Raw genomic sequence first — 25,343 nt, forward strand, 5'->3', positions numbered from 1 at the left:
CCGGGAACTATAGTTGTGTCAGGAAGTATGTGTTTCCAAACAGAGCCCCTTTGCCGCAATGCAGAATTCTGAAATCACGATTCTTGCAGGCGATATTTTCTCTGACCCCACCACCGAGAAGATTTTGCCGAAGTTTCGGGCGATTCTGTTGCGATTTTGCGCGAAAATCAGCGCGGGCATGCAAAGAAACCGCCGATGCGCGTAGAATTATTTTTGTCATATGATGGGCCGGACAGGTGAATTGATCTTTTGCACGGAATTCTTCTGTCCGGAGCGGTATATTCAGAAAAATTCGTCTGCAACCTTGCGTTGAATGAAAGAGATCCGCCTGAGGTCCCTGTGTCATCTGTTCTGGCATCAGGCCTCGATTCGCAAGAATCAGCTGTGGCCGATCCAGATTCGGAGACATTCCATGAAATTCCTGAAACAGGCCGGCGGCTGGTTCTCGCCGGACAATACGGGTGCCGTTGATCGCCATCTTGACCGGCTCGACACCCGAGATGTGTCGCGGCGCGATCTGCTGGCGCTCGGCTCGGCGGGGATCGCGGCGACGGCCTTTGCCGGGCTCAGCGGGATCCCGAATGTGGCTATGGCCTCGGCGGATGGAAAACTGGCCTATCTGGCCTGGACCAGCAGGGTCGAATTTATGATCCAGGCCAGCCGCGCGACCGAGGCGGCAACGCGCGAGCTGGGCTTTTCCTATACCTATCTCGACGGCCAGATGAACAGTCAGACGCAGCTGGACCAGGCTGAACAGCAGCTGGGTAAGGGCGTGAACGCGATCATCCTTCATGCGCCCGATGGCAGCGCGGTCCGGCGGATCGCGGAATACTCGGCGCAGAACAAAGCCTATTTTTCCAATGTCTGGGCGACTTTACCCTGGCTGACCCCGTTCGACGTCAGCGATTACTACACGCTTTATGCCGTTCCCGAAGAGTTCGGCGCCCATGGTGCGGTGACCCGGATCCTGCTGGATGAGGTGACAAAGCGCTTTGGTGGCGGCAAGATCGTGGGGGTGACGGGGGTTCCCGGCTTCTCGACTGATACGGTGCGCAGCCGGGGCCGCGATGCCGCCTTTTCCGATTTCCCGAAAACCACTCTGGTCGATCAGCTGCCGGGCCTTTTCAACCGCGAGGATTCGCTTAACGCGGCCCAGGATCTGCTGACGCGGCATTCCGATATCCGCGGCGTCGTGGCGCAGAATGACGATGTGGCGATGGGGGTTATTGCGGCTTTGCGCGCCGCCGGTCTGGTGCCCGGAGAGGATGTTCTGGTGGTCGCCGCCGATGGCACGGCCGAGGGGCTGCTGGCGGTGAAAAGCGGGCAATTGCTGGCCACTTCGGCCAATTCTCCGGCCTATCAGGCGGGGCTTTTCTCATCGCGGCTTTACGATGTTCTGAATGGCTGGAAACCGCGCGCATCCGAACGGATGCAATACTGGAAATCGCTGATCGTCACGGCTGAAAATGTTGATGGCTATATCGCGCGCCATGTCGAGAATGGTGATGTTTTGCCCTTTGATTACCGCCGTATGTCCAAAGTTCTGTATCCCGATGACTGGGATCCCCAGGCCGATGTCACACCGCTGGATATTGACCATGAATGGAATGGATTTGAAAAACCGCCGGGATGGGATTACCCGGCGGAATACAAGGCGGCCAAAGAGAATGGAGAATGGCAGGCGGTGACGCAGGAATATGCGGATCACTACCGGATTGCCTTTGAAGGTCCGTCTCCATTCGCGAAATCCTGATCCTCAAAGATGGATGGGGCCGCGCATAAAACGCCGGGAACGGCGGTCATCGTGATCGGTGACGGGCTTTCGGGGGCGCTGGCGGCGGCTGCGCTGCTGAACAGGGGGTATGGGGTCACGCTGATCGGCGTCAATGGCCGGCCGGGGCAGGGGACGGCCTATGCCGATGGGGCGGATATCCATCAGGCCAATGGGCCCGCCTCGGCGCTGAGTGCGGATCCGACCGATCCAGACCATTTCAGCAACTGGCTTGAGGCGCGCTATGGAAGGGGCGGCATTCCGGGCGCCGGGGCGGATATCCCGGCGGCGGATGCCTTTGTGCCGCGCTGGCTCTATGGCCGCTATGCCGCAGAGATTTTGCAAGCGGCGGCCCGGGGCGGCGGGCTGACCTGCCTCGGCGCAGAGGTCACCGATCTGGAGGCCGGTCAAAGCGGGGTGCGGGTCACGCTTGCCGATGGGCGGCAGGTCGCGGGCAGCCATGCGGTGCTTGCGACGGGGCTGCATTTCACAAGGCCGGGCCGCGATCCGGCTGCGGGCGCGGCGTTTGCGCCCTGGGATATCGCCCGGATGCGGGCGCTGCCGGTGCTGGCCGACGTGGCGATCATCGGCTCGGGGTTGAGCATGGTCGATGCGGTCTCCTCGCTTGCCGAGGCGGGGCATCAGGGCAGGATCACCGTCTTTTCGCGCCATGGAAGGCGACCGGAGCCGCGCCGCCTGGCTCCGGAATGGCCGGATTATCTGACCGGGCTGCCGGACCGCATCACCATCCGCGCCCTTTTCGCGCTGGTGGTCAGGCAATGCCGGCTGGCCATCGTTTCGGGCGGGGACTGGCAGTCGCCGCTGGATCTGGTGCGCGCCCATATCGGGCGTTGGTGGTGGGCCTCGGATGATGTAGAGCGCCGGCGTTTTCTGCGTCATGTCCGCAGCCTCTGGGAGGTGCATCATCACCGCGCGCCGCCTTTGGGCCATGCCAGAGTGGCGGCTGCGGCGAGCCGGCTGACCCATATCGCCGCGACGGTGCAGCGGGTGGAGGCCGACCCCGGACAAACGGGCCCCGGACATGCGGACTCCAGACAGGCGGTCACCATTCACCACAGGCCGCGCGGCGGGGAGGCGGTGCTTGCCTTGGGCTTCGACGCGGTGATCCTCTCGGCGGGGGTGGAGTATGACTGGCGGCGGATCGACCGCCCGCTTGTCCGCGCCCTCTTGCGGCGCGGCCTGGTGCGACCCGGCCCGCTTGCGCTTGGCATCGACGCCACGCGGGAGGGCAGGGTGATCGATCGCGATGGTGAGGCCGCCTTGCGGCTTTTCGCGCTTGGCCCGCTTTTGCGGGGCCTGTGGTGGGAAAGCACGGCCATCCCCGATATCGCCAGGCAATCTTTTGAAATCGCTGAAATTATCAACCCGGAACCCGCCCTTGTATCTGATCCGGGCGCCGGGCCATGGAAGGAGAAAGTCAATGAGCCAGATTGAGCAGCTTTGGGGTTCGGCCCCGGCGGCGCAGACGGATCCGGGCAGCCGTTATGAAGAGATCGCGGCCGGTTTCCGCCCGCTTCTGACCGCCATCACCGATGCTTTCGGCAGGCGCGAGCGCGAGCATTCCCTGCCGCTGGAACAGATCGCCGCGCTGAAGCAAAGCGGCTTTACCGCGATCCGGTTGCCGGTGTCTGAGGGGGGCAAGGGGCTCAGCTTTCCGGAGTTCCTGAACCTGATCATCGAGCTGGCCGAGGCGGATTCCAATATCGCCCAGGCGCTGCGGGTGCATTTCGGTTTTGTCGAGGATGTGCTGAACCAGCGCGATCCGGCACGTCGCGCGCTCTGGGCGCCGCGGCTGGCGGCGGGGGATCTGGTCGGCGTCGGCTTTACCGAGACTGGCGAGGCAAAGGCAGACCGTTTCTCGACGCGGCTCAGCCAGACTGTCGGGGGGCTGCGGCTGACGGGGCAGAAATTCTACACCACCGGCACACTTTACGCCGACTGGATCGACGTTTCAGCCAGCGACGATCAGGGCGAGACGGTTTTTGCCTTTATCCGCCGCGATGCCCCGGGTGTGACGGTGCTGGACGACTGGGACGGCTTTGGCCAGCGGCTCTCGGCCTCGGGCACCAGCCTTTACGAGACCGTCGCAGTCGCGCCGGAAAACCTCTGGCAGGGGGGCGAGCGGCTGCGCTATTCGACTGCCTATTATCAGCTTTACCATCTGGCCACGCTGGTGGGGATCGGGCGGGCGCTGGTGCGCGACACCGTGGCGGAACTGGGGCTGCGGCGGCGCACCTTCAGCCATGCCAATGCCGCGCTGCCGCGCCATGACCCGCAGGTTCTGGCGGTGCTGGGCAAGCTGCGCGCGCAGGTCTATGCGGCCCAGGCGATCACGCTCAAGGCTGCCGAGGCGGTGGGACGCGCCTGTGCCACCCGTTTCGCCGGTGATGAGGCGGCCGAGGAGGCCGCCAATATCGTGGCCGAACTGGAATCGGCCCAGGCGCAATCGGTGGTGATTGATCTGATCCTGGCGGCGACGACCGCGCTGTTCGATGCGCTGTCGGCCTCGGCCACCCGCAGCGGGCTGGGGCTGGACCGGCACTGGCGCAATGCCCGCACGCTCGCCTCGCATAATCCGCGCATCTACAAGGACCGGATCATTGGTGACTGGGCGGTGAACGGCACCGCGCCGCCGCCGCAATGGATCGCGGCGATCCGGCCGGATGCCGCGCCGGCGGTGGCATGAGGGGGCGGCGATGACAGTGCGGGATAATTCTGTCTGGTTCATCACCGGCGCCTCCACCGGTTTCGGCGCGATTTTCGCCCGTCAGGCGCTGGAGGCCGGGCATCGCGTGGTCGCCACCGCGCGCGACCCGGGGGCGCTGGCCGCCCTCGCGGAACGTGGGGGGGAGCGGGTGCTGACCCTCGCGCTGGATGTCACCGATGACGCGGCGCGCCGGGCGGCGGTCGCGGCGGCTGAGGCACGGTTCGGGGCGATTGACGTCCTGGTCAACAATGCCGGTTTTGGCTATCTGGCCGCGCAGGAAGAGGGCCAGGACGCTGAAATCCGTCAGGTTTTTGAGGTCAATGTCTTCGCCCTCGCTGCCCTGACGCGGCTGGTTTTGCCGGGGCAGCGGGCGCGCGGCTATGGTCATATCGTCAATATCAGCTCGGTCGCCGGTCTCGCGGCAAAGCCTGGCGTCGGCTATTATGCGGCGACGAAATTCGCGGTCGAGGCGCTCTCGGAAGCGCTGGCAGAAGAAGTGGCCGAGTTCGGGATCCGGGTTCTGCTGGTCGAGCCGGGGCCGTTCCGCACCGATTTCGCCGGGCGCTCCATCCTGGCGGCGCCGCAGATCGCGGATTATCACGGCCGTGTCGCGCATCAGCGCCCTGCCTCGATCCGGGCCGGTTCGGGCCAGGAGGATGGTGATCCGGAGCTGGCGGTGCGGCTGGTGCTGGCGCAGCTGGCGCGGGACGAGGCGCCGCTCAGGCTGGCGCTTGGCGCCATCGCGGTTGACCGTGCGCTGGAAAAGCTGGAACCGCTGGTGGCAGAGCTGAAGGCGCAGCGTGCGCTCTCTGTCGCCGCCGACCGCAAAGCGGAGGGGGTTGCATGAGCCGCAAACTGCGCCTTGGCGCCTTTTTGCCCGGCGGCGGCCAGCATGTCGCCGCCTGGCGCCACCCGGATCAGCCGCTTGACGGGGCGGTCAGTCTCGCCTTTCACCAACAGCTTGCGGCCCTGGCCGAACGTGGACTGTTCGACGCCTATTTCCTTGCCGATACGCTTTCGGCCGAGATCGGCGGGCGGGAGGGTGGCAGCGCAAAGGCCGCCGGGTTCGAGCCGCTGACCCTGTTCGCCGCGCTGTCGGTGACCACGAAACATATCGGCTTCATCGCCACCGCCTCGACCAGCTATGAGGAACCCTATCACGTCGCGCGCCGTTTCGCCTCGCTCGACATGATTTCGGGCGGGCGCGCGGCCTGGAATGTGGTGACCTCGCATGGCGACGGGCCGGCGCGGAATTTCGGCCTTGCCGCGCAATATGGCCATGAGGCGCGATACGCGCGCGCGGCCGAGCATCTGGATGTGGTCAGGCAGCTCTGGGACAGCTGGGATGACGACGCCTTCCCGCGCGATCGTGCCACAGGCGTTTATTTCGACCCGGAAAAGGTGCGGCCGATCCGGCATCAGGGCAAGTATTTCCGTGTGGAGGGCCCGCTGAACGCACCCCGCCCGCCCCAGGGCCATCCGGTGATCGTCCAGGCCGGGCAATCCGCGACTGGCCGCGATTTCGCCGCCGCCTCGGCCGAGGTGATCTTTACCACCCAGCAGGATCTGGCCTCGGCCCAGGGCTTTTACGCCGATGTGAAGGGGCGGGCGGCGGCGCTTGGCCGCGCAGAGGACGAGATCCTGATCATGCCGGGCCTTGCACCGTTTATCGGCGCGACAAAGGCCGAGGCCCAGGCGAAATATGACGCGCTGAACGCGCTGATCCTGCCCGAGGAGGGGATCGGGCTTCTGAATGCGCTGACTGGCGGCACGCTTGATCTGGCGGGCTATCCGCTGGACGGGCCGCTTCCCGAGGTGCCGGTGACCGAGGGGATGAAAAGCCGCCAGCAGCTTTTACGCCGTATCGCGGATGAAACCGGGTTTTCGATCCGCCAGCTTTACGCCTGGGTCGCCACCGCACGCGGCCATCTGACGCTGATCGGAACGCCGGTCGAGATCGCCGATCTGATGGAGGAATGGCTCACCGGGCGCGGCGCTGACGGGTTCAACATCCTGCCGCCCTGGCTGCCGGGCGGGTTGCAGGATTTCGTGGATCTCGTCATTCCCGAGCTGCAAAGACGTGGCATTTTCCGCACGGAATATGAGGGGCGGAGCCTGCGCGAAAATCTCGGCCTGAAGCGGCCCACGAACCGCTGGGCGGTGGGCGGGGCGGGCCAGGGGCTCGCGGCGGAGTAGATCTGCGGGCGGCGCCCCTGCCGCCCGTCACGCTTTCAGGAGGATCCGCAACCGCTCAAAACTGGCTTTGGGTCCGCCGAGGGGCGCCTGTTCGGCAAGGAAGCCGTCCAGCCCGGGCCAGAGCCGGATCGCCCGGTCGATCTGAGGGTCACTGCCCGCGACGTACAGGCCGGCATGGATCATCATTTCCGCCTGGTCATAGGCCGAGAGGAGCTTGCGGGTCTCGGTGATCACCTCGTTTTCCTCAGCCGTGGCCGCGCCGGGCAGGCTGCGCGAGACCGAGCGCAGCAGATCCACCGCCGGATAGCGCCCGCGCTCGGCAATATCGCGGCTGAGCACGACATGTCCGTCCACGGTGCTGCGGATGATGTCGGCAATCGGCTCCTCCATATCCGAGCCGGCGACCAGCACCGAAAACACCGCCGTGATATCGCCCGAGCCCTCGCCGCCCGGCCCCGCGCGTTCGCATAGCGACATCAGGGCATGGGCGGTCGAGGGCGGGTAGCCGCGCAGCGAGGCCGCCTCGCCCGAGGCGAGCGCCACCTCGCGATGCGCCTCGGCAAAGCGGGTGACGGAATCGACCAGCAGCAGCACATGTTTGCCCATATCGCGGAAATGCTCGGCCACTGTCATCGCCGATAAGAGGCAGCGTTTGCGCATCAGCGGCGACTGATCCGAGGTTGCAGTGACGACGACCGAGCGCGCCATCCCCTCCGGCCCCAGCACCTTGTCGGTGAATTCCCTGAGTTCGCGACCGCGCTCGCCCACCAGCGCGATCACCGCCACATCGGCCTGGACGCCGCGCGCAAACCGCGCCAGCAGCGAGGATTTCCCCACGCCCGAGCCCGCGAAAAGCCCGATCCGCTGCCCCCGGACCAGTGGTAAGAGCGTGTCGAACACCGCCACTCCGGTCGAAAGCCGGGCGCCAAAGCCGCGCCGATGCGCGGGGTCGGGCGGGTTGGCGACCATCGGCCGGCGCTCGGGCCCGCAAAGGATGGGCCGGCCGTCAAGCGGGCGGCCCAGCGGGTCGATGATACGGCCCAGCCAGGAGCTGTCTGGCGCCAGTTCCGCCTTGCCGACCAGTTCCACCCGGTTGCCGATGCTGAGGCCGCCGGTCTCCCCCTCGGGCAGGATCAGGGCGCCCGATTCTGAAACGCTGATCACTTCGCCGCCCAGTTTTATCGCGCCGGCAAGCACCCGGTCGCCGGGTGAGGCACCGTATAAGCCTTTGACAACAAGGCTGCCCATCGAATTGCCGGCGATGCGGCCCACCTCGCGCACCGGGGTGATGGCTGCGATTTCCGCACGAAGTGATTCAAATTCGAATGCCATTCGGGAACCTCCTGTTCTGCAATTACGGTTTCTAAAGGAATCACCCTTAAACCTTGGTGAAGCAGATGAGGGAAACCGCATCCGAAGGGAGAACCCCGGTGTTCGCTAAACTTGAACTGACCAGAATGGCCCAGGCCCTGGCGTCCCATGCGGGGGCCCGTATGGATGTCATTGCCCGCAATGTCGCAAATGCAGACACGCCCGGCTATCGGGCGCGTGATTTATCGGCATTTGCAGAAGTGTATAAAAGTGATTCCGATATGCGCGCCACGCGCCCTGGCCATTACAGCCGGAGCGACAGTGCTGCCGGGCCTGAGATTATCGCTGGCGGCGGCGCCGAGGCGCCCAATGGCAATGACGTTTCCCTTGAAATGGAAATGGTGAAATCCGCCACCGCCCGCCAGGACCATGAAATGGCTCTGGCTATTTACCGCGCAACCTCTGGCGTTATCCGCGCTTCGCTCGGGCGCAATGGCTAAGGGCTGACAGGATGAATGATCTCACGACCTCGCTCGCCGCCTCCGCCTCCGGGATGGAGGCCCAGGCCACCCGTCTGCGCCATGTTTCCGAGAATATCGCCAACGCCGATACGCCCGGCTATCGCCGCAAGGTGATCAGTTTCGACCAGGTGATGGATACGGGAACGGTGCAGGCCGGCAAGGTGCGGCTTGATCCGCGTGAACTCCCCGAGATTTACAGCCCCGGCCATCCGATGGCCAATGATGCCGGATATTACACCGGTTCCAATGTCGATCTGATGATCGAGATCGCTGACGCCCGCGAAGCGCAGCGCAGTTACGACGCAAATGTCAGACTCTTCGATCAGGCAAGGCAGATGATGCAGAGCCTGTTTGAGGTTCTGCGCCGCTAGGAGACACCAGAATGGATGTAAACACTTCTTTTGCCGCAGCAAACTACGCGCAGGCCAGAACGGCCGCAGCGCCAGGCTCCGGCAGCGGTCTCAGCTTTGCCTCTGTGGCGGGCGAGTTTACCGATACGCTGATGCGTCACGAGATGACGGCGCGCGATGCGATGGCCGGCAATACCAGCCCCAATGCCCTGGTCGCGGCGCTGTCCTCGTCGCAGCTGGCGGTCGAGACGGTGGCGACGGTGCGCGACAAGGTGGTCGAGGCCTATCAGGAAATCCTGAGGATGCCGGTATGACCGAGGCGGCCTTTTTCGATGCCCTGCGCCAGGCGCTCTGGGTGGGCGTGAAGATCTCGGCGCCAATCCTCGTCGTGGCGCTGGTGACGGGGGTGGTGATCGGCCTCTTCCAGGCGCTGACATCGGTGCAGGAAATGACGCTGACCTTCGTTCCGAAACTGGCGGCGATGCTGGCGGCATTCTGGATCTCGATGGGCTTTATGACCACCTCGCTGAGCTCGCTTTACGGCGATTTCATCATCCCACTGATCGAAGGAGGCTGAGCATGGATTCCGCAGGTTATATCGCGCTCAGCCGGCAATCCGGGCTGATGCGGGAAATGCAGATGGTGGCGAATAACGTTGCCAATATTTCGACCAACGGCTTCCGGCGCGAGGGCATGGTCTTTGCCGAACATGTGGCGCGGCTGGACAATGAGCCGTCGCTCTCGCTCAGCCATGGCAATGCGCGCATCGCCGATCTGACCCAGGCCGGCGTGACCATGACCGGCGGCGCCTTTGATCTCGCGATCCAGGGCGACGGTTTTTTCCTTGTGATGACGCCCGAGGGCGAACGCCTCACCCGCGCCGGCAGTTTCACGCCCTCGGTCGATGGCGAGCTGGTGACGCCCGAGGGCTATCAGCTGCTGGATGCGGGAGGCGCCCCGGTCTTTGTGCCGCCCGGTACGAAAATCGGCATCGGCGAAGATGGGACGATTTCGGCCAATGGCGAGGCGGTCGGGCAGGTCGGGCTCTGGCAGCCGGTGGATTCGCTGGCCTTGCGGCACCGCTCTGGCACCTTGTTCGATGGCGGCATGGTCGAGCCGGTGGGCACCGGCAAGATCATGCAGGGCTTTCTTGAGGAGAGCAACGTGAACCCGGTCGCCGAAATCGCCCGGATGATCGAGGTGCAACGTACATATGAGATGGGCCAGAAATTCCTTGAGGCCGAAGACAACCGGGCCCGCAACGTCATTCAGACCCTCGGCCAATAGGTGAGCAGATGAAAGCACTTCAGATCGCCGCGACCGGCATGTCTGCCCAGCAGATGAAGGTCGATGTCGTCTCGAACAATCTCGCGAATATGTCGACCAATGGCTATAATGCCCGGCGGGCGGATTTCGCCGATCTGCATTACCAGCAATATGCCCGCCCCGGCACGGTCTCGGCCAGTGACGGCACCATGCTGCCGACGGGGGTGCAGGTCGGTCTGGGTGTGCGGCCTTCGGCGGTCTCGGTGGTGCTGCAACAGGGGTCGCTGTCGCAGACCAATGGCGATCTTGATGTCGCCATCGACGGAAATGGCTATCTTGAGGTCGAACTGCCCTCGGGTGTCTCTGCCTATACGCGCGACGGGGCGCTGAAACGCTCGGCGGATGGGCTGATTGTGACCTCCGACGGCTATCCGGTGGTGCCGGGCATCACCATCCCGCCTGAAACGCGCTCGGTCGCGATCAATGCGGCCGGGGAGGTCTGGGCCTATTTTACCGATCGGGTGCAGCCCGAGCTGCTGGGCCAGTTCACTCTGACCGATTTCACCAATGAGAAAGGGCTTGAGGCGGTCGGCTCGAACCTCTTCCTTGAGACTGCGGCCTCTGGCCCGCCTATCGTGAATGAACCGGGGACCGAGGGTCTCGGCACCCTGCGCCAGGGATATCTTGAGGAAAGTTCGGTCGATGCGGTGCGCGAGGTCACCGAACTGATCAAGGCGCAGCGCGGATATGAGCTGAACGCCAAAGTCATCACCGCCGCCGATCAGATGCTCGGCGCAACCTCGCAGCTGCGCTGATGTGGCGGCTCTTTTCCATGTCAGTCCGGGCCTTGCTGATCTGGGCCCTGCTGACCCGGGCGGATTCAGCGGCGGCTGAAAGCCTTGTTGCCGCGCGCAATCTGCCGGCCCAGACCGTGATTGCGCCCGCCGATCTGATGCAGGTCGAGGCCAATATAAGCGGGGCATTGACCCTGCCCGCCGAGGCTGTCGGTCAGGAGACCCGTGTAGCCATCTACGCCGGCAGGCCGGTGCGGGCCTCGGATATCGGCCCGCCTGCCCTGATCGAACGCAACGCCATCGTCGCGCTGGAATACCGCTCCGGCGGGCTGGTGATCCGTGCCGAGGGCCGTGCCCTGGCCCGTGGCGGTGCGGGAGAGACGATCCGCGTGATGAACCTTGAATCGAAAACCACCGTTTCGGGCCGCATCGGTGCCGATGGTCTGATCCTGGTTGGAGGATTGCCATGAAATACCCCCTTCTTCTCTTGCCCCCGCTTGCCATGATGGGCTGCGGCGATCTCTCTCAGGTCGGCAAGGCACCCGAATTCAGCCCGCTTGAGGGCAGCTATCAGCATCACGCGATCTATTCGACGCCCATGCCGCGCACGACCATGCCTTCCGGCGCGGCTTATGATTCGTCGCTCTGGACCGCGAGTTCGGAATCCCTGCTGGGCGACCGCCGCGCGGCGCAGCGCGGGGATATCCTTACGGTCGTGATCGAGATCGACGACAGCGCCGAGATTTCCAACTCGACCGGCCGCTCCCGGACCGGGTCGCAAAGCATGGGCATTCCGCAGCTTTTCGGCATTCCTCAGCGTCTGGACGAGAAGCTCCCCGATGGTGCGAGCATGGGGAATGCGGTGGATACGAACTCCTCCTCGACCTTCTCGGGCAGCGGGGATGTCTCGCGTTCGGAACAGCTGACGCTCCGCATTGCCGCCACGGTTGTCGAGCAGTTGGCGAACGGTGTTTTGCGCATCGAAGGCCAGCAGGAGGTGCGGGTGAACAACGAGCTGCGCGAGTTGATTGTGACCGGTTATGTGCGCCCGACCGATATCTCGCGCCAGAACGAGATCACCTATGACAAGATTGCCGGTGCACGAATTTCCTATGGCGGCAGGGGGCAGATCACCGATGTGCAGCAACCCCGCTATGGTCAGCAGATCACTGACATTCTGCTGCCGTTCTGACCATGAAAAAGCTGTTCCTCCCGTTATTCCTCATCCTGATCGGCCTCGGTATCGGTGGTGGCGCCGGCTATTTTCTGCGCACCGCGCCTGAGGCAGATCAAGCGGGCGAAGTTGTCGAACCGGACTCGGCCGCAGCACCTGATCCTTCGCTGGTGGAATTTGTGCGTCTCAACAACCAGTTCATCGTGCCGGTGATGGAAGGCGGGCGGATTGTCTCGCTGGTGGCTGCGTCGCTGAGCCTGGAAATAACCGCAGGGAAATCGGATACGGTCTTTGCGCGCGAGCCGAAATTGCAGGATGCCTTTCTTCAGGTTATGTTCGACCATGCGAATTCCGGGGGCTTCCGGGGCTCGTTTACGGATTCCTCAAACCTGGTGACCCTGCGGAAGGCATTGCTGGAACAGGCAAAGACTGTGTTGGGCGAGATTGTCAGTGACGTATTAATCACCGAGATTGCGCGGCAGGACAGCTAGGGTCAGGACTCGTTACCGGCTCATAACCAGAAGATGACGGTCGCTGCGAGGGCTGTGGCGCCGCCTGTCACAAGGCCTCGTCGCGACAGGGCATCACCGCATTTAACTGGCATATCCTCTCCCGCATAACGACCCCGCTTTCGCGGATTTCATAGCTCAGGCACATGCCTGTCGGCCTCGCTCACCGAGAATACCCTTCCTGAGGCTGTTCATAACCCCACCGGGTGCTGCGTGAAAACCGGTGCGTGATCAGGTGTTGCAGACGATGACGAGCCATCAGGCCCAGCCTGCCGACTGGCGCACAGGCGGATATACTGAAGAAACACAATGTCGGGCGAGCATCAGCCGACTTTATGTCCGGGAGAAAGTACTCAGCAAGGAAGACCGTAGAATTGATAGCCGGGCCCTGGATCTGCCCCGCCCGGGTCTGACCTTTGAAGGCGGGCCGCTGATCATGCAGAGCTGTGCCCGGCTGCGGTGGTCAAAGCCGCCCTGGCAGCCGGGGGTGAATTTTCGTCTGCGCGACTCCGATGGAGTGACGGTGTTATTCTCGGCGGACCGATACAAGGCGGACGGGTTTGCGCTGCGGGCGCGTCACCTGGCCCGCTTCGGAGCGATTGATCTGACCGAATATGAGAGGCTGACAGCCCTGCCAGTTCCGATCAAATGCGGCGTGGTCGGGACTGTCCGCACGCTTTTGGAACGGGGGCAACCCGAACACCCTTGGCGTGATCGCATGCTATGTCGGATCGCGCCTTTCGGGGGCGACCCAGGCAATCAATGTGCCGGTCGGCAAGGCAGAAGCGCACGATGCCCCAACCATCGACCTTCTGTCACTGCTGACACGATATGGGCTCAGACTATCGGCAACCGGGAGGTTCGATGCACTGACGAAGACTGTAGGCAGCCCCCGCCAACCGCAGGATCGAGAACAGTCTGTAACCTCATCTCCAACGCGCAGAGGCTGGCGCGGTTCACACCGCGCAGTCAGCCGCGTGATATCTTTGCCGGGCGGGTTGATTTGTGCAGGACACACTTCCGCACCGGCCATCCCAGGTCTGGCCAGGCTTTCAGCGTGAAGAACGATGCTCCTCACGTTCACGGCAAGCGAACCGGGGCAAGCGCTGCAAGAAAAATCCCGCGGGTCCCGGTTCACGATCAGGGGCGCAGGATGCCAATTTGCAGATCCGCAGCTGCGAAAGGCCGGCCATGGTATCAGGGACAGGTCAGGAGGCCGGCGATGCAATGCAATGATGATCCGGTCTTCAGGATTGCACCGTTCAAAGATGATTTCCGGACCCTGGAGGTCGATGGCCGTCCGGCCTTTCGCTTCACTCCCCTATGCGAGACGGGCATCCGTTTGAATATGGCGATCTGTGACGAATTTTCGCTTTGTTCGAACCGATCCTGCGCCGTGACAGGACGCATGTGACGATGTTCACCTCGAAGGGCTCACGCCCAGGCGGAAGGCAGCCGATAGGGCAGGCGACTGGTGGAAGCCCTTCGCTTTCATGCACAACCAATTCCTCGCATGAGCAGAGCCAGGGTCGGACCACTCCACCTGCCACTGGAACGGGTCCGATTTCCTGTCGGGGCTGGAAGAGCCCGCCGCCCATAAAAACTTGCATCGCTATCCTGGTCCGGTCAGGTTCAAACCCCGGGGCAAGGGCTGCACGAGTGCAGAGAGCGACTGGCTGCGCCCCTTCACGGATATCATGCGTCATGGATCAATCTCAAATGGGTGCGCCGCTTCTGTGACGGCCCCGAGGGCGGTCTTGATTGATACGAGACTTCGGCTTTCCCATCGACTGGCGCGGTGAGACAACGGCGCTGGCCGGGGCAGGAAGAAGCAAGGATCGTGGCGTTCAGGCGCCACAGGTTGCTGCCTTGGACGACTGCCTTGATGCCCCGCACCCGCCCTGACACGCCCGGCCTTGCTCCGTTGCCTTCAGCGCAATGGGATATCGCGCCTGAGGTCCGGCTTAATGCGATATGCGTTTTCCATATTGCCGGCGCCGATACTGACAGGTCTCCGGCCCGGATCGAAGGGCCGTCCCCCTTGCGCAGGAGGCTGATCTGATCAGCCTGCCGCTGTCGCACAGAAGCCGGCGCGGAAGAGGTCGTCCGGATCGGAACCTAACCCCGCTTCGCGCGGTCAAAGGCCCGATCCAGTCCGGCGGCAACCTGATCGACATCTGACAGCGTCAGGCACAAAGGCGGCACCATTCGAAGGGTCGAGCGATGCGGCCCGGATTTCGACAGGATCAGCCCGGCTTCACGGCAGGCCTCAAAGACAGCGCTGGTGGTTGCGGCGTCCGGCGTCTTTTTTACCCGGTCAGAGACCATCTCGATCGCCAGCATCAGCCCGCGTCCCCGCACATCGCCGATCACCGGGTATTTCTGCCGCAGCTCTGCCAGCCGCGACAGCAGCGCGGCGCCCACCTCTTTCGCGTTTTCCTGCATGCGGTCGCGTTTGAGGATCTCCAGCACCGCGCGCCCGGCGGCGCAGGAGGTCGGGTTCGACCCGTAAGTGTGGAACATGAAACGCTCCGCCATCGGCTCGGCGATCTCGCGCCGCGCGACAACCGCGCCCAACGGAAAACCATTCGAGATGCCCTTGGCCATCACGACGATATCGGGGATGACGCCATCGGCCTCGAATCCCCAGAAATGATTGCCGGTGCGACCAAAGCCGGATTGCACCTCGTCAGCGATATAGAGGCCGCCGGCCGCCCGGATCCGCTCTGCCGCGCCAGACATATAGCCGGGCGGCATTTCGATGATGCCGCCATAGCCCTGGACGCTTTCCACGAGGATGCCGGCGACCTGGCCCGTGGTTGCAGTCTGGATCACCCGCTCGATTTCATCGAGGTAGGGCGCCGCTCCGGCATTCTCGCCGAAAATGCCGCGATACTGGTTCGGCTCGGCGACAAATGCCACGTTGCCGGGCATTCCGGGATGGCGCCAGCCGGCAATTCCTGTCACCGATTGCGCGGCTGCGGTCGGGCCGTGATAGGCCGTGCGCAAAGCCAGCAGGTCGAGATTGCCGGTAAAGCCCCGCGCCATTGCCATTGCCAGATCAATTGCCTCGGACCCCGAATTGGTGAAATGCACCACCCATTCGATATCGCCCTTCGGCCCTTTCGGCATGGTCGCAGTCAGTTCTTCGGCGAAATGGGCGGGCACCGGGTGGTAGAACATCGTCGTGCAATGGGTCAGCTCGGCCGCCTGATCCATCGCGGCCTTCACCACTTCGGGATGCGAATGACCGACCGATATGCAGACATTCATGCCCAGAAGGTCGGTATATTTCCGCCCCGCCTCGTCCCACAGGTACTGCATCTCGCCGCGGCGAAACACCATCGGCTCGCGGAAGGGGACGAATTTACGCAAGGCGGCGGAGTAATAACGGTCGCGCCGCGCGGCTGTTTCTTCCAGATTCCAGCTGGTCTGAAGCGTCATGCTCTTTCTCCGGTGATCTCAAAGGTGCGGCGGGCGACGAAATCGTCCAGCGCCTCGTGGATGGCGATATCCATCGGCGGCGCCTCGTAATCGCGCAGGATCTGCTTCGCGCGCGCGGCGGCGCGGTCCTGCTGCCAGAGGCCACCTTCGGCGGTCCATTGCTCGTAAGTGCCATTGTCTGACATCTCGCCCAGCCAGAAGGCGCTCTCGAAATTCTCGCGGGTATGGGCGGCGCCGAGGAAATGGCCGCCGGGGCCGATCTCGTGAAAGGCCTCCATCGCCTGAGCGGCCTCTGAGAAATCAATGCCCTGCGTAAAGCGCGCCATGGCGGCGCAGCGGTCGGCATCCATCACGATCTTCTCGTAGCCGGTGGTCAGCAGCCCCTCCAGACAGCCGGTGGCATGGATGATGAAATTCACCCCGGCCATGACCGCGCCCATCAGCTGGGCCTGGGATTCATACCCGGCCTGAGCGTCGGGCACCTTGGAAGCGGTCAGCGCGCCGACCGAGTGGAAGGGCAGGCCCAGCCGGTCCGCCAGCGTTTTGGCGCACATCTGGAACTGGGTGCCCTCGGGGGTGCCAAATGTCGGCGCGCCGGTGCGTAAGGACAGCGGCGAGAAGAACGTCCCGAACACCGAAGGCGCGCCGGGCCGGATCAGCTGGATCAGCGCCACGCTCGCCATCACCTCCGCCATCACCTGCGCGAGCGTCGCGGCCACCGTGACCGGAGACATCGCGCCGCCCAGCACGAAGGGCGACACCACCACCGCCTGGCCCGCGCGCGCATATTCCTTCAGCGCCCAGAGCATGGTCTCATCCAGCACCAGCGGCGCATTGGTATTGACCACTGAATAGAGCACGCAATTCGCATCGACGAACCCTGCCCCCATAGCGAGTTTCGCCATTTCAATCGTGTCACGGGCACGTTCGGGCGCGGTGACGGCACCCATGAAGGGCTTGTCGGAATGGGTCAGATGGGTATGCGCCATATGCAGATGGCGGATCGGCACCGGCAGATCGACCGGCTCCACCACCACGCCGCCGGAATGGTTCACGGCATTGAGGCTGTAATGCAGTTTGGTGATCTCGTGGAAATCGTGGATCGTGGCATAGCGGCGGCCCTTTTCCATGTCATGGACGAAAGGTGGGCCGAAGCTTGGGCAGAAAAGCTGCGCCTCGCCGCCGATCTGGACCGAGCGGGCGGGGTTGCGGGCGTGTTGGGTAAAGATCTTCGGCGCGGTTTTGATCTTGTCGCGGCACCAGCCGGGGTCAAAGCGCACGCGCTCCCCCTGGACCCGCGCGCCGGCCTGGCGGAAGATCTCCAGCACCTGCGGATCGCCGCGAAACTCCATGCCGATCTCGTCAAGAATGCGGTCGGCATTGCGCTCGATTATGGCGACCGCCTCGTCGTCGATCAGGCTGACAATGCCGATACGGCGCAGCACATAGGGCGACGAGACTTTGCTCTTCGCGCTCCGCTCCTGCATCCGGGCGCTGCGGCCCCGCCTTTCCTGCATCGCTGTCTCCATCGGCATGTTGACGGGGTGACGATAGCGGGGCCGGGTGCGCTGCAAAGGTTAAACTTATACTATCGGAAATCCTAATGGGGCGGATTAGCGATGTCGTGGTAGCTCACCTGGCTGGCAATGTCGGGAAAGTGGTGATCAAAGGCGCGTCGCAGGACCCGCTGGCTCTCCAGGGCGATCCTGACCGGGATCGTCCCCAGGTCGTCACGGCGCGAAACGAGGCGGATGGTGCGTTTCAGGGGCGCGAAGGGCAGCGGCTCGATCCTGAGCCGCATTCCTTCGGCGACGCCGTCGATCAGCAGCGTTGGCGACAGGATCGCAAAGCATTTGCCGGTGATGACACCGGCCATCACCATGGCGGTGCGGTCGGCCTCGATGGCGCGCGGCAGGTCCAGGCGGCAGCGCTGCAAATGCTGGTCAGTACGGCGGCCAACCGGGGTGGTGGTGCCGAAACGCGCCAGCGACAGGTGGCGCGAGATGATATGGATGTCATTCGCCGGGCCTGTGTAACTGTCGGGAAGAATAAGATAAAACGGCTCATCCAGCAGCGGGATGAAACTGTATCCGGCTCCGTCCTGCAACCGCTCTGACGTGACCGCCATGTCGATCCGCCGGTCATTCAGCGCCGCGAAATGGTCGGTGGCAAGCCCGGCCGAGAGGATCAGTTCCGGCACCTTCATCGCGTTGTTGACGAGATCATACAGCGCCGGGGTCAGCGTTGTCGCAATCGAGGCCAGCAGCCCGATCCGCAGCGCCGGCAGTGAAGAGGCGCCCAGATGCTGCATGTCACGCTTCAGATCGTCGATCTGATTGAGCAACCGGAACCCATGCCGTTGCAGCGTCTCGCCGGCATAGGTCAGGGTGATCGGCCGGGTCGAACGGTCGATCAGCGCCATGCCAAAGATCACCTCAAGGTTCTTCAGATGCTGCGATGCGGCCGATTGCGTGATCCTCAGCGCCGAGGCCGCAGCCGTCACCTGCCGCATCTCGGCCACCGCCATAAAGACTTCGATGGCGCGGAACAGGTTGATATCGGGTTCGTCTTTGCCGCGCTGGCTCATGGATATGACCGGGTTGCCGTTCTGATAAGAATTAGTATCCCTAATGTTTCCTGTCCATCCTTGCGTGAAAGGCCCCGCCTCTGTCTGATTTTGCCAGACAGAGCTGGACAGACCCATGCGGAAGATCGTGATCATCGGGGGCGGCGCGGTGGGGCTGAGCCTCGCTTACCACCTGAGCAGGGCCGGTGACGCATCGGTAACGCTGCTGGAACGCGGCGCTCTGACCTCGGGCACCAGCTGGCATGCGGCGGGGATCGTCGGGCCGCTGCGCGCCACACCGAATGCGACGCGGCTGGCGATGTATGCGGGCGCGCTTTTCCCGCAGCTTGAGGTCGCGACCGGCATGTCGATCGGCTACCGGCGCACCGGCGGTTACTGGCTGGCGCGCGACCCGGCGCGGATGGATGAACTGCACCGCATCGCCGCGCTTGGCCGGCATTTCGGGCTGCATCCGACGATCACCGAGGCGGATGGCGTCGCTGCGCCGGGACTCGATCTGAGCGGAATCGTCGGCGCGATGGCGGTCGGGGAAGACGCCAATGTGAACCCGGTCGATCTGTGCATGGCCTATGCCCGCGCGGCGCGGGCGCAAGGCACCGTGATCCGCGAGGGCGCGCTGGTCGATCGGATCCTGACTGCGGGAAGCCGTATCACCGGCGTCCGGCTGGCCGGGGGCGAGGTGATCCGGGCCGACCAGGTGGCGCTTTGTGCCGGGGCCTGGTCGAAGCGGCTGGCCGATCCGCTGGGCGTCGCGCTGCCCCTCCAGGCGGTCGAGCATATGTATGTAGTGACCGAACCGATGCCCGCGATGCCGCATCCCTTTCCGGTGCTGCGTGACCTGGATCGCGGCATCTATATCAAGGGCGATGCCGGCAAGCTGGTGATCGGCGGGTTCGAGCCCAATGCCAAATGCTGGGATGCTTTCGGCCCATCGGGTGACCGGCCGTTTCTGGAACTCCCCGAGGATTGGGAGCAGTTCTCCCCTTTCATGGAGGCCGCGCTGGCGCTGATCCCGGGTCTTGCCCGGGTGGGGATCCAGCATTTTATGAACGGACCGGAGAGTTTCACCACCGACACCAGGATGCTGCTGGGCGAGACGCCGGCAGTGGATGGGCTGTTCGTCGCGGCGGGGATGAATTCGGTCGGCGTAATGTCTTCGGCGGGTGTCGGGCGCGTCATGGCCGACTGGATGCGCGCTGGTCACGCGCCGATGGATCTGTGGGAGGTCGATATCGCCCGCGCCGATCCGCTGGCTGCGGCCAGTGCGCATGTCGAGGCGCGGATGGAGGAGGCGGTGGCCGATGCTTTCGCGCTGCATTGGCCGTTCCGACAGCCGAAAGCCGGGCGCGGTCTGCGCGTCTCGGCGCTGCATGCGGAATGGGAAGCCGCCGGTGCGGTCTTTGGCCTGACCGCCGGCTGGGAACGCGGCCTCTGGTATGCAAAGGACAGGGCAGAGCGCGACCTGCCGCTCTCGGTCGGCGCGCAGCCCTGGTATCCGATTGCCACCCGCGAGGCAGCGCAGATGGCGGCGGGGGCGGTGCTCCTTGACCTGTCGCCTTTCGGGAAATTCGATATTGCCGGTCCGGATGCGCTGGCTTTCCTGCAGGAGATCGCCACCGCCAATATGGATGTGCCGCCTGGCCGCGCGGTCTATACGCTGCTCCTGAACGCGCAAGGCGGGATCGAGGGCGATGTTACCATCCGCCGCGCGGCGGATCACTTCCGCCTCGTCTCGGGGGCGGCGACCCGCTGGCGCGATATGGCCTGGCTGCGGCGGCGCGCGGCGCGGTTTGATGTGATCATCCGGGACGCCACCGAGACCGAAGCGGTGATCGGCGTGATGGGGGCGGGGTCGCGGCCGCTGCTGGCGCGGATTTCGCCCGATGACTGGCAGGATTTCCCGTTCTCCACCGCCCGCGAGGTTACGGTTGCGGGCCAGACCTGCCTCGCCCAGCGGGTGAGTTTCGTCGGCGAGCTGGGCTGGGAGCTCTACATCCCGACCACCAGCGCGGCGCAGGTCTTTCGCGCGCTGAGCGGTGCCGGCGCGCGACCGATGGGGCATTACGCGCTCGACGCCTGCCGGATCGAGAAAGGGTTTCGCCATATGGGCCACGACCTCGGCCCCGAGATCACCGCGCTGGAGGCGGGGCTCGGCTTCACCATCGACTGGTCGAAGGAGTTCATCGGCAAACCTGCGCTTGTCGCACAGCGCGAGGCTGGGCTGACCCGCCGTCTGACCCTCTTTGACCTGCCCGGTCACCCGTTGGTGCTGCATGATGAACCGATATGGGAGGCGGGCCGTGTCGTCGGCCTGACCACATCCGGCGCGAAAGGGGCGCGGACGGGCAAAACCCTGGCGCTCGGGCTGGTGGATGTTGCGCCGGGCGAGACGCCTGCCAACACCGCCGCGCGGAGCTTCACAATTGAAATCGCCGGGAAATTTTACGAGGCGCAGGCGCTGATCTGCCCGCCCTTCGATCCCGCCGGCGAGAGGATGAAAGCATGACTTCTGACGCGCAGGTTCTGATCATCGGCGGCGGCGCCATGGGTGTCTCGCTGATGTATCACCTGGTGAAAGCGGGCTGGACCGATGTGATCCTGACCGAGAAAAACGACCTCACCCATGGCTCGACCTGGCATGCGGCGGGGCTTTGTACCCATTTCGCGCATAACCCGACCATCCAGGAGCTGCGCGCCACCTCTGTGCGGCTTTACCGCGACATCCTGCCCGCCGAGACCGGCGAAAGCTGCGGTTTCCACCCTTCGGGCGCGATGCGCATCACCTCGAATCCCGAGCGGATGGCCGAATTCGCCCATGTCGCGGGCCTGTCGAAATTCACCGGCTATGAGCTGCGGCTGCTGAATTCACCCGAAGAGGTGGCGGCGCTGCATCCGCTCGCGCGGACCGGGGGCATCATCGGCGGGATTTATGAGCCCGATGACGGCCATGTCGATCCGACTCTGGCGACCAATGCGATGGCCAGGGTTGCGCGGCAGCTCGGTGCGGTGATCCTCAGGCGCAATCCGGTGCTGGGGATCCGGCGCGAGAATGGCGTCTGGGCGGTCGAAACGCGACAGGGGCTGATCCGGGCGCAGCATATCGTCAATGCCGCCGGCACCTGGGGGTTCGAGATCGGGCGTATGATGGGGGCGAATGTGCCCTCGGTGCCGGTGCTGCATCAGTATCTGGTGACCGATAGCGTGCAGGCGGTTGCCGACCGGATCAAAGCGGGGCTGCCGGAACTGCCGATGATCCGCGACCCTGAAGAAAGCTGGTATGTCCGCCAGGAGCGCGACGCCCTGATCCTTGGCCCCTATGAGAAAGAGGCCCAGGTCTGGTCGGTTGACGGCGTGCCGCCAGAATTCGGGGCCGAGCTGATGGAGCCCGACCTTGACCGGGTCGAACATATTCTGATGGCAGCCATGGCGCGGATCCCGGCGCTGGAGACCGGCGGTGTGAAATCGGTGGTCAATGGCCCGATCACGTTCACCCCCGACGCCAATCCGCTGATCGGGCCGGCCTGGGGTCTGGAAAACGCCTGGCTGCTGACGGGCTCGTCGATGGGGGTGATGGAGGGCGGCGGCTCTGGCTGGTTCCTCGCGCATTGGATGACCCATGGTGCGCCGCCGATGGATGCGCTGGCGGTGGACAGCCGGCGGTTCGGCCCATGGGCGGATCGCGATTACCGGGTGGCGAAGGCGATCGAGTGCTTCGGCCTCCAGTTCGGCGTGCATTACCCGCATGAGGAACGCCCTGCCGCGCGGGGAAAACGCCGCACGCCGCTTTACGATCTGATGCTGGCACGCGGCGCACAGATGGGGGCGGCCTATGGCTGGGAGCGGCCGAACTGGTTCGGTGCCCCGGCGCGGCTGACTTTTGGCCGCCCGGACTGGTTCGATTCTGTCGCAGGGGAATGCCGGATGGTGACCAGCGGCGCGGGCCTTGCCGATATGTCGGTCTTCTCGAAATTCGAGGTGACGGGGAAGGATGCGCGGGCCTTTGTCGATGCGCTTGGCTGCAATCTGGCGCCAAAGCCGGGGCGGGTCGGGCTGACCTATGCGCTGACGCAAGCAGGCGGGACGGAGTCGGAATTCACGCTCGCCTGCCTTGCAGAGGATCATTTTTACCTGACCTCGGCGGCGGCGGCGGAGATGCGCGATGATGATCTCCTGCGCGCGCGGATGCCCGGTTTTGATATCGAAATCCGCCGGGTTAGTGACGATTTTGCGGTGATTGCGCTGATGGGACCAGCGGCGCCGGCCATCCTCGCAAGGCTGAGCCAGGACCCTCTCGGTCCCTGGATGTCGGTGCGTCAAATCACGGTGGCAGGCATCGCAACCCGGGCGCTGCGGCTCTCTTATATCGGTGAAGCCGGGTGGGAGTTGCATGTCCCCGCCGCCCGTGCGGCAGAGTTGTTCCTCGCGCTGGAAGCCGCCGGCCAGCCCGAGGGGATCGGCTGTTTCGGATCTTACGCGATGAATGCGATGCGGCTGGAAAAGGGCTACCCCGCCTGGGGTTCTGACTTCACCACCGAGCGCACGCCGGCCGAGACCGGCATGGGCTTTCTCGTGAAACCGGATCACGATTTCCCCGGCCGCGAGGCGCTGATGGCCCGCATGGCCGACCCGAAGCGGTGGGAGATGGTGCTGCTGGAGGTCGAACCCGGAGCGGCAGAGCCCTATTATTCGCATTCGGTCTGGCAGGGCACGGCCTGCATCGGCGTGGTGACCTCGGCCGCGACCGGGCACCGCACCGGCAAGGTGCTGGCACTGGCCTGGCTGCGCGACCGCCAGGCGAAAGACGGGCTGGAGGTCGAGATCCTGGGCACCCGCCGCAAGGCGCGCATCCTTGAGCGCCCGCCCTTCGACCCCGACAATCTGCGGCTGCGAGGTGCCGGATGAGCCAGCCCGCGCCGCACCCTGTCGCCATCGTGACCGGAGGCCTTTCCGGCATCGGTCATGCCGTGGCGCTGGATCTGGCGGGGCGCGGCTACCGCGTGGTGGTCGGCGCGCGCGATCTGGAAAGCCGGGCGCGGATCGCGGCTTTCGGGGCGCTGACCGGGGCGGCGCTGGCGGGGGGCGGCGAGGTCCGGGCGGATATGCTTGACCTTACCGACCCGGCCTCGGTCACGGCGTTTTGCGACCGCAGCACCCAACGGTTCGGCCCCGCCGATGTGCTGATCAACGCCGCCGGGATCACAGCCGAACAGCCGGTCGAAGGGCATTCGGATGCGCTTTGGCAGCAGATCATCGACACCAATCTGACCGGCGCCTTCCGTATGATCCGCGCCTGTCTGCCGGCGATGAAGGCGCGCGGCTGGGGGCGGATCGTCAATATCGGCTCGACCGCCGCGACGGTGGGCTGGCAGGACAACCCGGCCTATTGCGCCTCGAAAGCGGGGCTGCTGGGGCTGACACGCTGCGCAGCACTTGAGGGCGCGGCGCAGGGCGTCACCTGCGTGATGGTCAGCCCGGCCTGGGTCGATACCCCGATGATGGAGGCTGACCTTGCGCAGATCGTCGCGCGGGAAGGCAAGGGGCGCACGACCACCGAGGCCCGCGCCGCGATTGCCGCCGAAAACCCGCAGCACCGCATCATCGCAGCGGGCGAGGTCGCGGCGCTGGTCGCTTTCCTGATCACCGATGCCGCCAAAGGCATCACCATGGAGGAGGTGAAGATCACCGGCGGCGCACTCTGGTGAGCGCTTCCGGCTTTGCAAAACACACCAGGCAACCGACAGGGAGATTACAATGACAAAGAAGAGCATGAATGCCGCTGTGTCACTGCTTGCACTGGCCGCCGTAACCTGCGGGCCGGCGCTGGCTGCCGGGCCCGGCGCGGTCGATGAGCCGATCAGGCTCGCCATGCTGGAATGGACCGGGGCGCAGATTTCCGCCCGGATCGCCGGCAAGGTGCTGGAGAAGGCGGGCTATAAGGTCGATTATGTGACCGCCGGGAATTATCCGCATTTTCAGGGTCTTGCAGATGGCGATATTGCCGCCTCGGTCGAGATCTGGCTGAACAATGTCGGCGATGTCTATCCAAAGGTTCTGGCCGAGGGCAAGGTCGAGGATATCGGCAGCCTGGGGCTTACCACCAATGAGGGCTGGATCTATCCGAAATTCATGGAGGAGATCTGCCCGGCGCTGCCCTCATGGGAGGCGCTGAAGGATCCCGATTGCGTGGCGCTGCTGGCGACGCCCGACACGCTGCCGAATGGTCGTTTCCTCGATTATCCGGCCGATTGGGGATCGCGCGCGGCGACGATCATCGCCGATAACACCCTGCCGCTGACGGCGGTGCCTTCGGGGTCCGAGGGGGCGCAGATTGCCGAACTCCGCGCCGCATCGGCGGCAAAGACGCCGCTGGTGATGATGTTCTGGGCGCCGCATTTCATCCTTGCCGAAGTCGAGGTCGGCTGGGTCGAGATGCCGCCCTGCAAGGACCAGTCGAATGAGCATTGCATCATGCCGCCCGACGTCAACAAGGTGGTCTGGTCGGGTTTTTCGCAGAAATGGCCGGCGGCTTATGAAATCCTGAAAGCCTTCCGGTTCTCGACCGAAGATCAGCAGCAGATGATGCTGGCGATCGACGAAAAGGGTCAGTCGCTGGATGCGGTGACCACCGAATGGGTTGCGGCGAATGAGGCCACCTGGCGCCCCTGGCTCGATCAGGCGCTGAACTGAGGCCG

Annotated in this window: 23 protein-coding genes; 18 read left to right on the forward strand and 5 right to left on the reverse strand. The window is 64.4% G+C overall.

Annotated elements, in window-relative coordinates:
- Nucleotides 1-7: 7 nt before the first annotated feature.
- Entirely contained in the window at nt 8-409 is a 402-nt protein-coding gene (locus DRF71_RS27410; protein WP_157971044.1) for a hypothetical protein, read from the reverse strand.
- A 3-nt stretch (nt 410-412) separates the two neighbouring features.
- Between DRF71_RS27410 and DRF71_RS11050 the strand changes: the two genes are divergently transcribed.
- The 5 genes from DRF71_RS11050 to DRF71_RS11070 are packed head-to-tail and all read left to right on the forward strand — an operon-like array spanning nt 413 to nt 6,695.
- Nucleotides 413-1,753, forward strand: a complete 1,341-nt coding sequence (locus DRF71_RS11050) for a sugar ABC transporter substrate-binding protein (RefSeq protein ID WP_157971045.1) — start codon at nt 413-415, stop codon at nt 1,751-1,753.
- Nucleotides 1,754-1,762: 9 nt separating this feature from the next.
- Nucleotides 1,763-3,226, forward strand: a complete 1,464-nt coding sequence (locus tag DRF71_RS11055; protein ID WP_112310594.1) for an FAD/NAD(P)-binding protein — start codon at nt 1,763-1,765, stop codon at nt 3,224-3,226.
- Nucleotides 3,213-4,478 carry an acyl-CoA dehydrogenase family protein gene (locus DRF71_RS11060; RefSeq protein WP_112310595.1) on the forward strand — a complete coding sequence of 422 codons (1,266 nt, stop codon included), beginning with the start codon at nt 3,213-3,215 and terminating at the stop codon, nt 4,476-4,478. The genes DRF71_RS11055 and DRF71_RS11060 overlap by 14 nt, the downstream gene beginning before the upstream one ends.
- Nucleotides 4,479-4,488: 10 nt before the next feature.
- On the forward strand, nt 4,489-5,346 hold the full coding sequence (locus DRF71_RS11065; protein WP_112311269.1) for an oxidoreductase: 858 nt from the start codon (nt 4,489-4,491) through the stop codon (nt 5,344-5,346).
- A complete protein-coding gene (locus DRF71_RS11070; RefSeq protein ID WP_112310596.1) occupies nt 5,343-6,695 on the forward strand; it encodes an LLM class flavin-dependent oxidoreductase in 1,353 nt (450 codons plus the stop codon). Before DRF71_RS11065 ends, DRF71_RS11070 begins: the two co-directional genes overlap by 4 nt.
- A gap of 27 nt (nt 6,696-6,722) precedes the next feature.
- Here the strand turns inward: DRF71_RS11070 and DRF71_RS11075 are convergent, their stop codons facing one another.
- Nucleotides 6,723-8,027: a FliI/YscN family ATPase gene (locus DRF71_RS11075; RefSeq protein WP_112310597.1), complete on the reverse strand. Its 1,305-nt coding sequence runs from the start codon at nt 8,025-8,027 to the stop codon at nt 6,723-6,725.
- A 65-nt stretch (nt 8,028-8,092) separates the two neighbouring features.
- Here DRF71_RS11075 and DRF71_RS11080 point away from each other — a divergent pair, with 65 nt between their 5' ends.
- Genes DRF71_RS11080 through DRF71_RS11120 form a run of 9 tightly spaced genes read left to right on the forward strand, consistent with a single transcriptional unit; the run spans nt 8,093 to nt 12,602 of the window.
- A complete protein-coding gene (locus DRF71_RS11080) occupies nt 8,093-8,506 on the forward strand; it encodes a FlgB family protein (RefSeq protein ID WP_408634530.1) in 414 nt (137 codons plus the stop codon).
- An 11-nt stretch (nt 8,507-8,517) separates the two neighbouring features.
- Complete coding sequence (gene flgC / locus DRF71_RS11085; RefSeq protein WP_112310599.1) at nt 8,518-8,898, forward strand: flagellar basal body rod protein FlgC; 381 nt, start codon at nt 8,518-8,520, stop codon at nt 8,896-8,898.
- Nucleotides 8,899-8,909: 11 nt separating this feature from the next.
- Entirely contained in the window at nt 8,910-9,191 is a 282-nt protein-coding gene (fliE, locus tag DRF71_RS11090) for a flagellar hook-basal body complex protein FliE (RefSeq protein WP_112310600.1), read from the forward strand.
- A complete protein-coding gene (locus DRF71_RS11095; protein ID WP_112310601.1) occupies nt 9,188-9,454 on the forward strand; it encodes a flagellar biosynthetic protein FliQ in 267 nt (88 codons plus the stop codon). The genes fliE and DRF71_RS11095 overlap by 4 nt, the downstream gene beginning before the upstream one ends.
- 2 nt (nt 9,455-9,456) lie before the next feature.
- Entirely contained in the window at nt 9,457-10,164 is a 708-nt protein-coding gene (locus DRF71_RS11100; protein WP_112310602.1) for a flagellar hook-basal body complex protein, read from the forward strand.
- A gap of 8 nt (nt 10,165-10,172) precedes the next feature.
- Nucleotides 10,173-10,958, forward strand: a complete 786-nt coding sequence (flgG, locus tag DRF71_RS11105) for a flagellar basal-body rod protein FlgG (protein WP_112310603.1) — start codon at nt 10,173-10,175, stop codon at nt 10,956-10,958.
- Between the two features lie 17 nt (nt 10,959-10,975).
- Complete coding sequence (gene flgA, locus DRF71_RS11110) at nt 10,976-11,407, forward strand: flagellar basal body P-ring formation chaperone FlgA (RefSeq protein ID WP_112311270.1); 432 nt, start codon at nt 10,976-10,978, stop codon at nt 11,405-11,407.
- Nucleotides 11,404-12,129, forward strand: coding sequence for a flagellar basal body L-ring protein FlgH (flgH, locus tag DRF71_RS11115; protein ID WP_112310604.1), 726 nt, complete (start codon nt 11,404-11,406; stop codon nt 12,127-12,129). The genes flgA and flgH overlap by 4 nt, the downstream gene beginning before the upstream one ends.
- Nucleotides 12,130-12,131: 2 nt before the next feature.
- Entirely contained in the window at nt 12,132-12,602 is a 471-nt protein-coding gene (locus DRF71_RS11120; protein WP_112310605.1) for a flagellar basal body-associated FliL family protein, read from the forward strand.
- 2,136 nt (nt 12,603-14,738) lie between these two features.
- Here the strand turns inward: DRF71_RS11120 and DRF71_RS11130 are convergent.
- From DRF71_RS11130 to DRF71_RS11140, 3 genes are all read right to left on the reverse strand, one after another.
- Nucleotides 14,739-16,064, reverse strand: a complete 1,326-nt coding sequence (locus tag DRF71_RS11130; RefSeq protein WP_112310607.1) for an aspartate aminotransferase family protein — start codon at nt 16,062-16,064, stop codon at nt 14,739-14,741.
- Nucleotides 16,061-17,581, reverse strand: coding sequence for a trimethylamine methyltransferase family protein (locus DRF71_RS11135; RefSeq protein WP_332872063.1), 1,521 nt, complete (start codon nt 17,579-17,581; stop codon nt 16,061-16,063). Before DRF71_RS11135 ends, DRF71_RS11130 begins: the two co-directional genes overlap by 4 nt.
- 83 nt (nt 17,582-17,664) lie before the next feature.
- Nucleotides 17,665-18,651, reverse strand: coding sequence for a LysR family transcriptional regulator (locus tag DRF71_RS11140; protein WP_198672160.1), 987 nt, complete (start codon nt 18,649-18,651; stop codon nt 17,665-17,667).
- A 115-nt stretch (nt 18,652-18,766) separates the two neighbouring features.
- Here DRF71_RS11140 and DRF71_RS11145 point away from each other — a divergent pair, with 115 nt between their 5' ends.
- The 4 genes from DRF71_RS11145 to DRF71_RS11160 are packed head-to-tail and all read left to right on the forward strand — an operon-like array spanning nt 18,767 to nt 25,338.
- Nucleotides 18,767-21,157, forward strand: coding sequence for a GcvT family protein (locus tag DRF71_RS11145; RefSeq protein WP_112310610.1), 2,391 nt, complete (start codon nt 18,767-18,769; stop codon nt 21,155-21,157).
- Nucleotides 21,154-23,553, forward strand: coding sequence for a GcvT family protein (locus tag DRF71_RS11150; RefSeq protein WP_112310611.1), 2,400 nt, complete (start codon nt 21,154-21,156; stop codon nt 23,551-23,553). The genes DRF71_RS11145 and DRF71_RS11150 overlap by 4 nt, the downstream gene beginning before the upstream one ends.
- Nucleotides 23,550-24,353: an SDR family NAD(P)-dependent oxidoreductase gene (locus tag DRF71_RS11155; RefSeq protein ID WP_112310612.1), complete on the forward strand. Its 804-nt coding sequence runs from the start codon at nt 23,550-23,552 to the stop codon at nt 24,351-24,353. Before DRF71_RS11150 ends, DRF71_RS11155 begins: the two co-directional genes overlap by 4 nt.
- Before the next feature lie 49 nt (nt 24,354-24,402).
- Nucleotides 24,403-25,338 (forward strand): ABC transporter substrate-binding protein, encoded by a 936-nt coding sequence (locus tag DRF71_RS11160; protein WP_112310613.1) that lies wholly within the window; start codon nt 24,403-24,405, stop codon nt 25,336-25,338.
- Nucleotides 25,339-25,343: the final 5 nt, after the last annotated feature.

This window comes from Pseudogemmobacter bohemicus, assembly GCF_003290025.1.
Lineage (GTDB): Bacteria > Pseudomonadota > Alphaproteobacteria > Rhodobacterales > Rhodobacteraceae > Pseudogemmobacter > Pseudogemmobacter bohemicus.